This is a genomic window from Sphingomonas sp. NPDC079357 (genome assembly GCF_044901155.1).
Taxonomy (GTDB): domain Bacteria; phylum Pseudomonadota; class Alphaproteobacteria; order Sphingomonadales; family Sphingomonadaceae; genus Sphingomonas.
Map to the genome: position 1 here is coordinate 663,370 of NZ_JBJDOM010000001.1, position 12,767 is coordinate 676,136.

Here is a 12,767-nt window from a genome sequence, read left to right on the forward strand (position 1 = left end):
CAGATTAAGCGATTAAACCGGGATTGTTCATGCAGGACAGGACCGCGCCTTTAACCGCTTGTTTGCCATGCGCCGGGTAAACGGACGGCCTGATGTCCGACTCTCCTCCCCGTGAACCGCGCAGCAGCGTCATCCTCTATGCGCGCATCGACCATCGCGACCGGTCGGTGGAGGCGCGCGTGCGCAATCTTTCGGTCACCGGCGCCTGCATCGACAATCCGGGCGAGCTGACGACGGGCGATCTTATTGACGTGACGATGGGATCGCTGTCCGAGCTGCCCGCGGAGGTGATGTGGACCTCGGCGACCCTGGCCGGGCTGCATTTCACCAGGGGCGCGATCGACCTTGCCGAGGCGCGCAAGCCACGCGATCGCGGCGCGACCGGACCGAAGGCGAGCGCGGGCTGGATCAACAACCTCCATCACGCCTATCGCCGCCGCGACGGCTGAACCCTCCCGACTTGTTGCGCCGCCGCGCGCGCGATAGGCCCGCGGCATGACCCGCCTGACCGTCAACAACGAGGCCGTTGAATATCGCATGGCGTCCGATACGCCGCTCTTGTGGGCGTTGCGTGACGGCTCCAATCTGACCGGGACCAAATATGGGTGCGGCACGGGAAGCTGCTGGGCCTGCACCGTCGACATCGACGGCAAGGCGGTGCGCGCCTGCCAGGTGGCGCTGCGCGAGGTCGAGGGAACGTTCGTCACGACGATCGAGGGACTGTCACGCGAGCGGGCGCACCCCGTTCAACTCGCGCTGATCGCAGGGAATGTGCCGCAATGCGGCTATTGCATCCCCGGCATCACCATGGCCGCCGCCGCGCTGCTGAAGCGAGACCCGATGCCGTCCGACGCGGCAATCCGGGCCGGGATCACCAATATCTGTCGCTGCGGCATCTATCCGCGACTGGTGGAGGCGATCCAGCGCGCCGGCCGGGCGATCCGTGGCGACGAACGCCTCCCGGCGGCGCCGCGCCCGGGGATCGACCCGGCCGAAGCCGCGCGGCGCGTGCCCGCCCTCGATCCGAAATAGCAGCGGCAGATATCCCCGCCCCCACGTCGCGGGGATGGACACTTGCTACCCGTCGCGGCCATACACGTCGTCGCGAAAGGTGAGCCCGCGTGCGCCGCCGCCGGTAGCGGTCAGATAGGTCAGGTAAACCGGGGTCGGTGCCGTGAGCGGCACTGCCTGCTCGGGCTTCTTCCCCGGATTGAACGGCCTGCCCATCAGCCAGCGCGCCAGTCGCGGCGCATCCTCCAGCCGGATGCAGCCATTGCTGAAATGGCGATCGTCCTTTTGCAGCAACGGGCGGTTGGGCGTGTCGTGAAGATAGATCCCCTCATCATTGGGGAATAGGAACTTGACCTTCCCCATCGAATTGGCTGGACCGGGCAGTTCGCGCAACCGCAGCTCGCGCCTGCCGGCCGCCACCGCTGGCCAGTCGATCGCGCTGGCGGGGATCGGGCGCGCAGTGGCGGTCCAGTCGCTCAGCGCTTCCATATGCAGCGAGGCAAGCGTGCGCCCCGCGAGCACCTTCACGGCGATGTTCTTGCGCACCAGATAATCCGGGACGTTCCAATAGGGATTCAGGATCGCCCATTGCAGCGTGCCCGCGAGCATCGGCGTCTGCGTCTCGCGCGTGCCGACCACCACGCGCATCGTGCCCTTGGTCGTCCCCGCTTCGTAGAACCACAGCCGCCCGGAGGAGGCATCCACCTCGACGTGTCGTGTCCACGGGCCCGGCAGGATCCGGGCACGGTCGAGGTTGCGCCGCAAGCGGGTCAGCGCCGCGGGCGTGATCCCGCTCGCACGCGCCTGCGCCGACACCTCGCGAAGGTCGACGTAGCGCGGGCTCATCCATCCCATATCCTTGACATAGGAGGCGAAAGACTTGGGAAAGGTCGCCGCGCGCAGCACCGCTTCCGGCTTGGGCCGCTTCGGCTTGAGCGCCGGGTCCGCCCATTTCATGCCGACGTCGCGGGGCTTGCGCTGGTCGCGGACGAACTGGACGAAAATATCCGACAAGGCGAGCTCCGCCGCCGCCACATGCGCCGGGTCGCCAGCGCGCGCCGCGTCGATCCGGGCGCGCAGCTTGTCGACATCATAGGATGAACGGTCGAGATTATCGAGATCGGCGTCGACTAGATAGCGGATCAGCGTATCCGCCGCCGGCCCGATCCGTCCGCCACCCGCCCACAACGGCGCATAATTACGCTGCGCATAAACCCGCGCCATCCATCCGCCGGCCGCGGAGCGGATGGCGGCGGCGACCGCCCGGTCTCGTGCCACATCGGCAGCGGATCTCGCCGACCCGGCCTTCGGCGTCTGCGCCCCGGCTTTGCTGACCTTCGGCTTCGTGACCTTGGCAGTGCTGGCCTTCGCCTTGGCCGAACGCGGCGCAGCCGCCCACGCCGAGGTCATCGGCGCGGCGACTGCCAGCGCGATCGCCAGACCGGCCAGGGGAGAACGGCACCGCCGCCCTCCCGCAATCCAGCTGATCAGCCCCGTTCCCCGCGGCGCGTCGGGGCCGGCGGCGGCGGCGGCGGAGCCGGCGGCGCATAGGGATGGTAGATGCCGTCGGACGTGTAATAGCCGTCGACGATCCCGTCGCCGTCGCGGTCTGCGGCATGGCTGCCGGCGACCGCACCCGGCGGCGGCGGTGGCGGTGGCGGAGCCGGCGGCGCCTTCTTGGCGCAGGCCCCCAGCATCAACATGCCGCAAGCCGCGAGCATGATCGAACGATGACGCATGAAAATTCTCCCTCTGACATCAGCGACCTGCGGCGGCTGTGCCGTCTCCCCTGTGATGCTATCGCTGATCCATCCCCACGTTGCCGACCATCCATGCTGCGACCGGACGTGCGCTGCGTGCGCCAGTATGGTTAAGACGATCATCGTAGAGACTTGGAACATCGACGCGGTTGCGGTTTTTCGCTGCTAACCACAGTGAAAGGACGAATGAATGGCGATCGACCGGCTTGAGATCGACATGAGCACGCTGCTCGACAACATCGACGAGCGTCAGGTGGAGTTCAGCGGCGAGGCCGATGGCGACGAATATGAGTTCGCCGTGCAATATGACGTGCTGGAGGCACTGAGCGGCGACACGCCGGACGGCGATGCGATTGACATGTTCAACCGCTTCTCCGACCCGATCGTCGACGCGGCCTTGTCCGCGCTGGCGCGCAACGCCGATGTGCAGCCGATCGTCGTGAGCGAGAGCGATCTCGAATGACCGATCCGCAATTGTAAAACAATATTGACTTAACGGTTGCGGTCGCACCGGCTTCCGGTCACTCTCCCGAATACAGAAAGAAAAGCCGCCACGATGCGGCAGGGAGAGGATAATGGACGTACCAAGCATCTTGGTGATCGGTGTCGGAGCGGTCGGTGCCTTGTGCACGCTCGCGATGGTCGTGGTTCTCGCCCGTCGCGCGCCCCAGCGGTAGGAGCTGCCGTCGCCGGTCATCGCGGGCGCTGCCCGATGACGACGCGAACGAAGCAGGAGGCCGCGGGCGACGTCCGCGGCCTTTTTGCTGCCTTGGTGCGGTAATAGCGTGGATGGCGGAACGACACCGGTTTAGGACCTTCTGCATGCCCAAATGCAGCTTGCCGTTGCGACCGGCGGGCGGACGTGCATGGTACGCGACGATACCATGGGGGCAGATCGGATGACGGACAGGCGAACGGTGATCACCGGGCTGGCGGCGCTGGGCGCCTCAATGCCAGCGACCGCGGCAACCCGCGCGGGGCCGGCGCTGATCGTCTCGACCTGGGATTTCGGCGCGGCGGCAAATGACGCAGCCTTTGCGACGATGAAGGCGGGCGGCTCGTTGCTCGACGCGGTCGAGGCCGGCGCCAAGGTGCCGGAGGCGGACCCGAACAATCACTCGGTGGGCTATAGCGGCTATCCCGATCGCGATGGACACGTCACGCTCGATGCGGTCATCATGGACGATGCCGGCGGGGTCGGCGCGGTCGCCGCGCTGGAGAATACCACCCACGCGATCTCGGTCGCGCGGCGCGTCATGGAGAAGACGCCGCATACGTTGCTCGTCGGCGAAGGCGCGACGCGCTTCGCACGCGATCAGGGCTTTCCGCAGCAAAAGCTGCTGACCCCCGAGGCAGAACAGGCGTGGCGCGACTGGTTGAAGACCGCGAAGTACCAGCCGGTCGCCAATAGCGAGACCGGCACCTATGGCACGCAGCGGCACGTGACGCCGGGCGGTGCGCTCGATCACGACACGATCGGCCTGCTCGCGCGCGATGCCGGCGGGCGAATGGCGGGAGCGTGCACGACCTCGGGGATGGCGTTCAAAATGCGCGGGCGCGTCGGTGACTCGCCGCAGGTCGGCGCGGGGCTGTACGTCGAGCGTGACGTCGGCGGCGCGACCTCGACCGGCGTCGGCGAGGAAGTGACGCGCGTTTCGGGCAGCGCGCGCGTCGTCGCGTCGCTGCGAGCCGGCCTGTCGCCGCAGCGCGCGTGCGAGGAGGTGGTCCGCCATATCGCCAGCTTGCGTGGCGATGCGATCAAGGGCGTGCAGGTCGGCTTTCTCGCGCTCGATCCGCGCGGGAACGTCGGGGCGTTCTGCCTGCTGCCGGGCTTCACCTATGCCGTTACCGACACCGCCGGGCACACCGTCGTCCGCAAGGCGCCGTCGCTGTTCGCGGCATGACCCGCCGCCTGCTCGAAGTCTGCGTCGAGGATGCGCGCGGCATCGCCGCGGCGGTCGCCGGGGGTGCTGACCGGATCGAATTGTGCGCGGCGCTCGACGTCGGCGGGCTGACCCCGCCCGCCTCGCTGGTGCGCGCGGCGGCGCAGGCACCCCTGTCCGTCCACCTGCTCGCGCGTCCGCGTGCCGGCGGCTTCGTCCATGACGCGGCCGAACGCGCGCTGGTCGCCGACGATATCCGCACCGCCGCCGAAGCCGGGCTGGCGGGAGTCGTGATCGGCGCGAGCTTGCCCGACCATCGGCTCGATACCGGAACCTTGGCGGGATGGATCGCCCTTGCCCGCGATCTTGGCCTGGCGCGCGGACACGCATTGTCGTTGACGCTGCACCGCGCCTTCGATCTCGCGCCCGACCTCCCCGCCGCGCTGGAGACGGCGATTACGCTCGGCTTCGATCGCATCCTCACCTCGGGCGGGCAGCCTCGGGCGATCGATGCGCTGCCGATGCTGGCCACGCTCGTTGAGCGGGCCGCAAACCGCATCGTCATTCTCGCAGGAAGCGGCGTCTCGGCGACAACGCTCCCCGCGATCCTGGGCACGGGGGTGACGGAGGTTCATGCCTCGTGCCGGGTTCCCATCGATGAGGACGACCCCGCCCTGGCACGCTTCGGTTTCAGCCCGCCGGTCGCCAAGCAGACCGATGTCGCCGCCGTCGCCGCATTGACGGCGATGTTGCGCGCCGGAGAGACTTGAACAATACCAATGTATGACTTAACCCTGTCGAAACAGGGGTACGGCACAATTGGTCCGCACCGTTCGCGAGGGAAGCGCCACCACATGCCCGACGCCGATCAGACGTTGATGTTCGCAGAGGCGGCCGAGTCCGCCGCCGCGGTTGCGCGAACGCTCGACACCAACCGCGACACGTTGCGCGATCTGGCGCGTGACCTCCGCGCGACGCCGCCCGCAGTGGTCGTCACTTGCGCGCGCGGCTCGTCGGATCACGCCGCGACCTATGGCAAATATCTGATCGAGACGTTCGTCGGCGTTCCGGTCGCATCCGCCGCCCCGTCCGTAGCATCGGTCTACGAGTCGGCGGTGAAGACCCCTGCCGCGCCGCTGTGCATCGCGATCTCGCAGAGCGGGCGCAGCCCCGACCTGCTCGCCACCGTCGCCGCGCAGAAGGCGGCGGGCGCGCGGATCGTCGCGCTCGTCAACGACGCAACCTCGCCGCTCGCCGAAGCCGCCGACACGGTCGTGCCGCTGATGGCCGGGCCGGAGAAGTCGGTTGCGGCGACCAAGTCGTACATTACCGCGCTCGCTGCGCTGGCGCTGCTGGTCGCCGAATGGTCGGGCGACGAAGGCTTGCGCAGCGCTGTCGACACGCTTCCAGACCGCCTCGCAGACGCCTGGGCGCTCGACTGGAGCGAAGTGGTCGATCTGCTGGTGGACGCCAACAATCTGTTCGTGATCGGGCGCGGGCTCGGGTTCGGTGTCGCGCAGGAGGCGGCGCTGAAGCTCAAGGAAACCTGCGCGCTCCATGCCGAGGCATTCAGCGCCGCCGAGGTGCGGCACGGGCCGATGGCGATCGTCAACGAAGGCTTCCCGCTGCTCGCCTTCGCCACCTCCGACGTCGCCGGTGACGGCGTACGCGAGGCGGCGGCGGAGTTCGCGGCGCGCGGGGCGCGGGTCGCGCTCGCCGATGCGCGTGCCGATGGCGCCAGCCACCCGCCCGCGCTCGCCGATCATCCCGCGATCGAACCGATCCTGACGATCCAGAGCTTCTATCGCATGGCGAACAATCTGTCGGTGGCGCGCGGGCTCGATCCCGATGCACCCCGCCATCTGAGCAAGGTCACCCGCACGCTATGACGCGGCACAGTTTTTCCAACGGTCATATCGTCACCCCCGACGGCACGCTGTCCGCCGCGACGATCACGGTCGAGAACCAGATCATCACCGCGATTGAGGCGCAGGTCGATGCCGGGGTCGACATCGACGCGACCGATCTCGACGGCGGCTGGGTGATGCCTGGCTTCATCGACGTGCAGGTCAATGGCGGTGGCGGGGTGTTGTTCAACGACACGCCGACGGTCGAGGGGCTGGCAACCATCGCGCGCGCGCACGCCCGCTACGGCACGACCGCGACGATGCCGACGCTCATCAGCGACACGCCCGACGTGATCGAACGCGGGCTCGACGCGGTCGATGCCGCGATCGACGCGGGTGTGCCGGGGGTGATCGGCATCCACGTCGAAGGCCCGGTGATCAGCGTCGCACGCAAGGGCATCCACGATCCGGCGCGCTTCCGCCCGCTTGACGACGAATTGCTCGCGCTGCTCACTGCGCCGCGCCGCGGGCGCGTGATGGTGACGCTCGCGCCCGAGCGTGTCTCGACCGAGCAGATCGCCGCGCTGGTCGCTGCGGGCGTGCGCGTCTGCCTCGGCCATACCGACGCCGACTACGCCACCGCCACCGCGGCCTTCGCAGCGGGCGCGAGCGGGGTGACGCATCTGTTCAACGCCATGTCACCGCTGGTGCACCGCGCGCCCGGCGTCGTCGGCGCGGCGCTCGCCGATGACAACGCATGGTGCGGGATCATCGTCGACGGCTTCCACGTCGACGACGCCGCGCTGCGGATCGCGCTCCGCGCCCGCCCGGCCGACCGCTTCATGCTGGTGTCGGACGCGATGCCGTGCGTCGGTGCGGAAACCAAGGACTTCGTGCTGCAAGGCAAGCCCATCCATGTCGAGGACGGGCGCTGCGTCGGTGCCGATGGCACGCTCGCCGGATCGGACCTCGACATGGCGGGCGCGGTACGCGGCGCGGTGACGCGGCTCGGACTGACTCCCGAGGCGGCGGCGGGGCTGGCGGCGACCAGCCCGGCGGCGTTCCTCGGCCTGTCCGACGAGCGCGGCACGCTGGCGGTCGGGCAGCGCGCCGACTGGGCGATCCTCACCCGCGACCTGTACCCCGCCAGCACCTGGATCGGCGCGCAGCCGGTCGCCTGACCCCCGATCGTTCCCGGAGACGCCATGGCTTCCCTCTCGCTCTACGCACCGCTCGAAGGCTGGGCCTGCTCGCTCGACGACGTGCCCGACGCGGTGTTCGCGGAGCGGATGCTGGGCGATGGCATCGCGATCGACCCGATCGGCGATACATTGGTCGCGCCGTGCGATGCGCAGGTGATCACGGTGCAGCCGACCGGCCATGCGATCACGCTGCGCACCGCCGAGGGCGCGGAGCTGCTGATTCACATCGGACTCGATACCGTCGGGCTGAAGGGCGAAGGCTTCGAGACGTTGGTTGGGGCCGGTGACGCGGTGACGCGCGGCCAGCCGCTGATCCGCTTCGACCTCGACCGGATCGTCCGAGAGGCACGCGCAGCGGTGACGCCGATCGTCGTCACCAACGGCGACCGCTTCACGATCGCGCAGCGTTCGACTGGCGCGATCGTCGCGCTCGGTGATCCCGTGATGACGCTGACGACGCGCGACACGCGGGCGGAGCATGTAACGGGTGGCGGCCCAGCCGCGACACGCACGATCGTCGTGCCACTGCCGCACGGTATCCACGCCCGTCCCGCCGCGCGCATCGCCGAAGTGGCGCGCGGCTTTGACGCGGTGGTGACGCTCGCGAAGGACGGCGAACCGGCCGGCGCGACCAGCCCGATCGGCCTGTTGTCGCTGATCGTCGCGCACAATGATCGCGTCACGATCGCCGCGACCGGCGCCCAGGCCGCCGCGGCGGTCGAGGCGGTCGCCGAGCTGATCCTCCACGGCATCAAGGAAGACGCGGCGCCCACGCCGCCCCGCCCCGCCCCGCCCGCGCCGAGCGACGTGCCCGAGGGCGCGCTCGCGGGCGTCACCGCCGCGCCGGGGCTGGCGATCGGCACGGTCGCGCGCTGGGACGTACAGGATCTCGACGTGCCGCGCGACGGATGCGGCATCGCAGCCGAGGAAGCCGCCTTCACGCAGGCCTGCGCCGCGCTGTCTGCCGACCTCGCCGGAAAGGCCGCGACGGCAAGCGGCCCGATGCGCGCGATCCTCGACGCGCACGTCGCGATGCTCTCCGACGACACGCTCATCAACACCGCACGCGCCGCGATCGCCGACGGGCATAGCGCCGCCTTTGCGTGGCGTGCGGCGATCCGTCCGCAGGCCGATGCGCTGCGCACCGGCGGCGACCCGCGGCTCGCCGAGCGTGCCGACGACATGCGCGACCTCGAACGACAGTTGATCGCGCGGCTGATGGGGGTGGAGGAAGCCGGCGTGACGCTGCCCGATGGCGCGATCCTCGTCGCCGAAGACCTGTTGCCGTCGCAATTCATGGCGCTCGACCTCGACCGGCTCGCCGGGCTGGCGATCGTGCGGGGCGGACCAACCTCGCACGTTTCGATCCTAGCCGCCGCGCGGGGCGTGCCGACGCTGGTCGCGGTCGGTGACGCGCTGCGCGACGTGGCGATCGGGGCGCGCGTGATCCTTGACGCCGGGGCGGGCTGGCTCCACCCCGCCCCCACATCCGAGGCGCTCGCCGCGGCCGAAGCGCGCGTCACCGCCGCCGTGACACGCCGCGCCGATGCGCTCGCGCGCGCCAATGAGGAATGCCGCACCGCCGACGGCACGCGGATCGAGCTGTTCGCCAATTGCGGTTCCCCCGCCGACGCCGACTATGCGGTGCGGAACGGCGCGGAGGGCTGCGGGCTGCTCCGTACCGAGTTGCTGTTCCTCGACCGCGACACCGCCCCCGACGTCGCCGAACAGACCGCCGATTATCAGGCGGTGGTCGACGCGCTCGACGGGCGACCGCTCATCGTCCGGCTGCTCGACATCGGCGGTGACAAGCCCGCGCCGTATCTGCCGATCGACGGCGAGGAGAACCCCGCGCTCGGGCTGCGCGGCGTCCGCGTCGTGCTGGCGCATCCGCAGATCCTTGAAGATCAACTCAAGGCGATCCTCGCGGTGCGCCCGCTGGGGCGCTGCCGGATTATGGTCCCGATGATCGCGGGCGTCGACGAATTGCTCAAGGTCCGCGCCGTCCTCGACCAGCTGACCGGCGGCGCGCGCGACGTCGAACTCGGCGTGATGGTCGAGACGCCCGCCGCTGCGATCGGTGCCGACCTGCTCGCCGCCGAGGCCGACTTCCTGTCGATCGGCACCAACGACCTGACGCAATACACATTGGCGATGGACCGCGGGAATGCGGCGGTCGCGGGCGCGCTCGACGGGCTGCACCCTGCCGTGCTGCGGCTGATCGGCGAGACGGTACGCGGCGGCGCGCTGCGCCATCGCTGGACCGGCGTGTGCGGCAGCCTCGCCTCCGATCCGCTCGCAGTGCCGATCCTGCTCGGGCTCGGCGTCACCGAATTGTCGGTCGCGCCCGCCGCGGTGCCGGAAATCAAAGCGCTGGTGCGCGATCTCGACCTGTCGGCGGCGCGCGACCATGCGCGCGCCGCGCTCGCCTGCCCGGACGCCGCCGCCGTCCGCCGCCTCGCTCGGGAGTTTGCGCGATGAAGTCGATCCTCGGCACGCTACAGCCGCTCGGCCGCGCCTTGATGCTGCCGATCGCGGTATTGCCGATCGCCGGGCTGCTGCTGCGGCTCGGCCAGCCCGACCTGCTCGACATCGCCTTCGTCAGCGCGGCGGGCGACGCGATCTTCTCGCACCTCGGGCTGTTGTTCGCGATCGGCGTCGCGACCGGCTTCGCGCGCGACGGCAATGGCGCGGCGTGTCTGGCGGGGGTGGTCTGCTTCCTCGTCGCGACCGAGGCGGCCAAGGTCCTGCTGTCGGTGCCGCCGGACGTCACCGCCGGGCTGACCGGACCTTCCGCCGATCTGGCCATCGCGGCGTGGAAGGCAAAGGCGATCACCAGGCTCGACGTGCCCGCAGGCATCATTTCCGGGCTAGTCGGCGGGCTGTTCTACAACCGCTTCTCGACGATCAAACTACCCGAGTATCTCGCGTTCTTCGGCGGGCGGCGCTTCGTACCGATCGTCAGCGGCCTGGCCGGACTGATCCTCGCCGTCGTCATCGGCAGCGGCTTCGCGGCGATCGCGGGCGGGATCGACCACCTCAGCTACGGCATCGCCGCGTCCGGCGGCGCGGGGCTGTTCCTGTTCGGGCTGCTCAACCGGCTGCTGCTCGTCACCGGGCTGCACCATCTGCTCAACAATATCGTGTGGTTCGTGATGGGCGACTATCACGGCAGCACCGGCGATCTGCGGCGCTTCTTCGCGGGCGACCCTAGCGCGGGCGCGTTCATGGCCGGCTTCTTCCCGGTCATGATGTTCGGCCTGCCTGCCGCCTGCCTCGCGATGTATCACGCCGCGCTGCCGGAGCGGCGCAAGGCGATCGGCGGCATGCTGTTCAGCCTCGCGCTCACCTCGATGCTGACCGGCGTGACCGAGCCGATTGAGTTCAGCTTCATGTTCCTCGCGCCGCTGCTCTACGCGGTCCATGCCGTGCTGACTGGCGTGTCGATGGCGCTGATGGACGCGCTGGGGGTCAAGCTCGGCTTCGGCTTTTCGGCCGGACTGCTCGATTATGTGCTGAACTTCCGGCTTGCGACGCGGCCGCTGTTGCTGCTCCCGGTCGGCGCGGTCTATTCCGCACTCTATTACGGGCTGTTCCGCTTCTTCATCGCGCGCTTCGACCTCAAGACGCCGGGCCGTGAGCCGGCCGAAGGCGAAGCGGCGGTGACGGTCGCCGCTGGCGAGCGCGGCGCGGCGTTCGCCCGCGCGCTCGGCGGGGTGGCGAACCTCACCGAGGTCGGCGCGTGCACCACGCGGCTGCGGCTGAATGTCCGCGACCAGCAGGCGGTCGACGATGCCGCGCTGAAGGCGCTCGGCGCACGCGGGCTGATCCGTCCCTCGCCGACCGCGTTGCAGGTCGTGCTCGGCCCGATCGCCGATGTGGTCGCGGTCGAGATCCGCGACGCGCTGGCGGCGGGCGGCGTAACGGTCGCGGCGGTCAACGTCGTCGAGGACACCGCCGACACGCCGGTGGTGCTGTCCGCGGCGACGCTGGCGGCGCTCGGCGGCGCGGCGAACGTGCGGTCCGCGAGCGTCCATCCGGGACGCATCCGCGTGACACTAACGGAGGCGAAGGTCGACGAAGCGGCGCTGCGTACCTTGGGTGTCCGCGCGGTGGCGCGCCCGACAGATGGCACGCTGCACCTGCTGGTAGCGGACGCCGCGGCTCTCACTGCATGATCGTCATCCCCGCGCAGGCGGGAATGCAGACGCGCAGGTTCTCGTAAGAGCCGAAAGCGTCACAGGTTCTGGACTCCCGCCTGCGCGGGAATGACGATCAGAGATCGGACAACTCTGCCACGAAGTCGTACGCATCGCCGCGGTAATAGGAGCGCGTGAACTCCACCGCGCGCCCGTCGCGGCGGAAGCCGCGCCGTTCGATCAACAGCCCGGCATGGCCGGCATCGACGCCCAGCATCTTGGCGTGTTCCGGTCCGAACGGCACCGCGCGCAGTCGCTGGAGCGCGCGCACCGGGCGGCTGCCGGCCTTGTCGAGCGCGCTATACAGCGAGTCCTCGACCGCCTCGACCGATGGCAGGCAATAACCGGCGATCGTCGACACTTCGAGCGCCATCGGTTCATCGTCGGCATGGCGGATCCGCTGGAAGCGGAACACCGGCGCGCCCGGCGACAGGCCGAGCGCCATGCTCTCCTCCGGGTTCACGGTGCTGGCGACGCGGCTGATCCAGCTGCTCGACGCGGTCTTGCCGCGCGCCGCCATATCCTCCGAGAAGGACGAGAGTTTGGAGAAGCTCTTCTCGACGCGACCCGCCACGAACGTCCCCGCGCCGCGGCGTCTGGTCAGCAACCCGTCCTCGACTAGCCCGCCGATCGCCTTGCGCACCGTGATCCGCGAAACGTTATACTCGACAGCCAGATCACGCTCGGCAGGAATTGCGTCACCCTGGTTGAGAATGCCGCCGTCGATCGCCTCGCGGATCACCTGTTGCAGCTGGAGGTAGAGCGGTGCGGCATTGCCCTCCCGAAACCGTCCCACCTCGTCTGAAAAGGCCATCCGCGTTTCTCCCTGTCGCCGCCGGTACGCGGACCCTTCACGCTGACGTAA

Annotated in this window: 12 protein-coding genes; 9 read left to right on the top strand and 3 right to left on the bottom strand. The window is 69.4% G+C overall.

What is annotated here, in order from left to right; all coding sequences use genetic code 11:
- Positions 1-92 precede the first annotated feature (92 nt).
- Both ACI2JO_RS03100 and ACI2JO_RS03105 read left to right on the top strand, forming a co-directional pair.
- The gene (locus tag ACI2JO_RS03100; protein WP_404719280.1) at positions 93-449 is read left to right on the top strand and encodes a PilZ domain-containing protein; all 357 of its coding nucleotides are present in this window, start codon (positions 93-95) and stop codon (positions 447-449) included.
- A 46-nt stretch (positions 450-495) separates the two neighbouring features.
- A complete protein-coding gene (locus ACI2JO_RS03105; RefSeq protein WP_404719281.1) occupies positions 496-1,032 on the top strand; it encodes a (2Fe-2S)-binding protein in 537 nt (178 codons plus the stop codon).
- A 45-nt stretch (positions 1,033-1,077) separates the two neighbouring features.
- Here ACI2JO_RS03105 and ACI2JO_RS03110 read toward each other — a convergent pair whose 3' ends face one another.
- Positions 1,078-2,421, bottom strand: coding sequence for a L,D-transpeptidase family protein (locus tag ACI2JO_RS03110; RefSeq protein WP_404719282.1), 1,344 nt, complete (start codon positions 2,419-2,421; stop codon positions 1,078-1,080).
- A gap of 77 nt (positions 2,422-2,498) precedes the next feature.
- Positions 2,499-2,750, bottom strand: coding sequence for a hypothetical protein (locus ACI2JO_RS03115; protein WP_335310815.1), 252 nt, complete (start codon positions 2,748-2,750; stop codon positions 2,499-2,501).
- Positions 2,751-2,961: 211 nt separating this feature from the next.
- On the opposite strand from ACI2JO_RS03115, the gene ACI2JO_RS03120 reads away from it, so the two are divergent.
- The 7 genes from ACI2JO_RS03120 to nagE all read left to right on the top strand — a co-directional run bounded on the left by ACI2JO_RS03120 (position 2,962) and on the right by nagE (position 11,881).
- The gene (locus tag ACI2JO_RS03120) at positions 2,962-3,234 is read left to right on the top strand and encodes a hypothetical protein (protein WP_404719283.1); all 273 of its coding nucleotides are present in this window, start codon (positions 2,962-2,964) and stop codon (positions 3,232-3,234) included.
- Positions 3,235-3,670: 436 nt separating this feature from the next.
- The gene (locus ACI2JO_RS03125) at positions 3,671-4,675 is read left to right on the top strand and encodes a N(4)-(beta-N-acetylglucosaminyl)-L-asparaginase (protein ID WP_404719284.1); all 1,005 of its coding nucleotides are present in this window, start codon (positions 3,671-3,673) and stop codon (positions 4,673-4,675) included.
- Positions 4,672-5,424: a copper homeostasis protein CutC gene (locus ACI2JO_RS03130; RefSeq protein ID WP_404719285.1), complete on the top strand. Its 753-nt coding sequence runs from the start codon at positions 4,672-4,674 to the stop codon at positions 5,422-5,424. Before ACI2JO_RS03125 ends, ACI2JO_RS03130 begins: the two co-directional genes overlap by 4 nt.
- A gap of 84 nt (positions 5,425-5,508) precedes the next feature.
- Entirely contained in the window at positions 5,509-6,543 is a 1,035-nt protein-coding gene (locus ACI2JO_RS03135; RefSeq protein ID WP_404719286.1) for an SIS domain-containing protein, read from the top strand.
- On the top strand, positions 6,540-7,682 hold the full coding sequence (nagA, locus tag ACI2JO_RS03140; RefSeq protein WP_404719287.1) for an N-acetylglucosamine-6-phosphate deacetylase: 1,143 nt from the start codon (positions 6,540-6,542) through the stop codon (positions 7,680-7,682). Before ACI2JO_RS03135 ends, nagA begins: the two co-directional genes overlap by 4 nt.
- 24 nt (positions 7,683-7,706) lie before the next feature.
- Positions 7,707-10,184: a phosphoenolpyruvate--protein phosphotransferase gene (gene ptsP, locus ACI2JO_RS03145; RefSeq protein WP_404719288.1), complete on the top strand. Its 2,478-nt coding sequence runs from the start codon at positions 7,707-7,709 to the stop codon at positions 10,182-10,184.
- The gene (nagE, locus tag ACI2JO_RS03150; protein ID WP_404719289.1) at positions 10,181-11,881 is read left to right on the top strand and encodes an N-acetylglucosamine-specific PTS transporter subunit IIBC; all 1,701 of its coding nucleotides are present in this window, start codon (positions 10,181-10,183) and stop codon (positions 11,879-11,881) included. Before ptsP ends, nagE begins: the two co-directional genes overlap by 4 nt.
- A gap of 97 nt (positions 11,882-11,978) precedes the next feature.
- On the opposite strand, the gene ACI2JO_RS03155 is transcribed toward nagE, so the two are convergent.
- Entirely contained in the window at positions 11,979-12,716 is a 738-nt protein-coding gene (locus ACI2JO_RS03155; protein ID WP_404719290.1) for a GntR family transcriptional regulator, read from the bottom strand.
- Positions 12,717-12,767 lie beyond the last annotated feature (51 nt).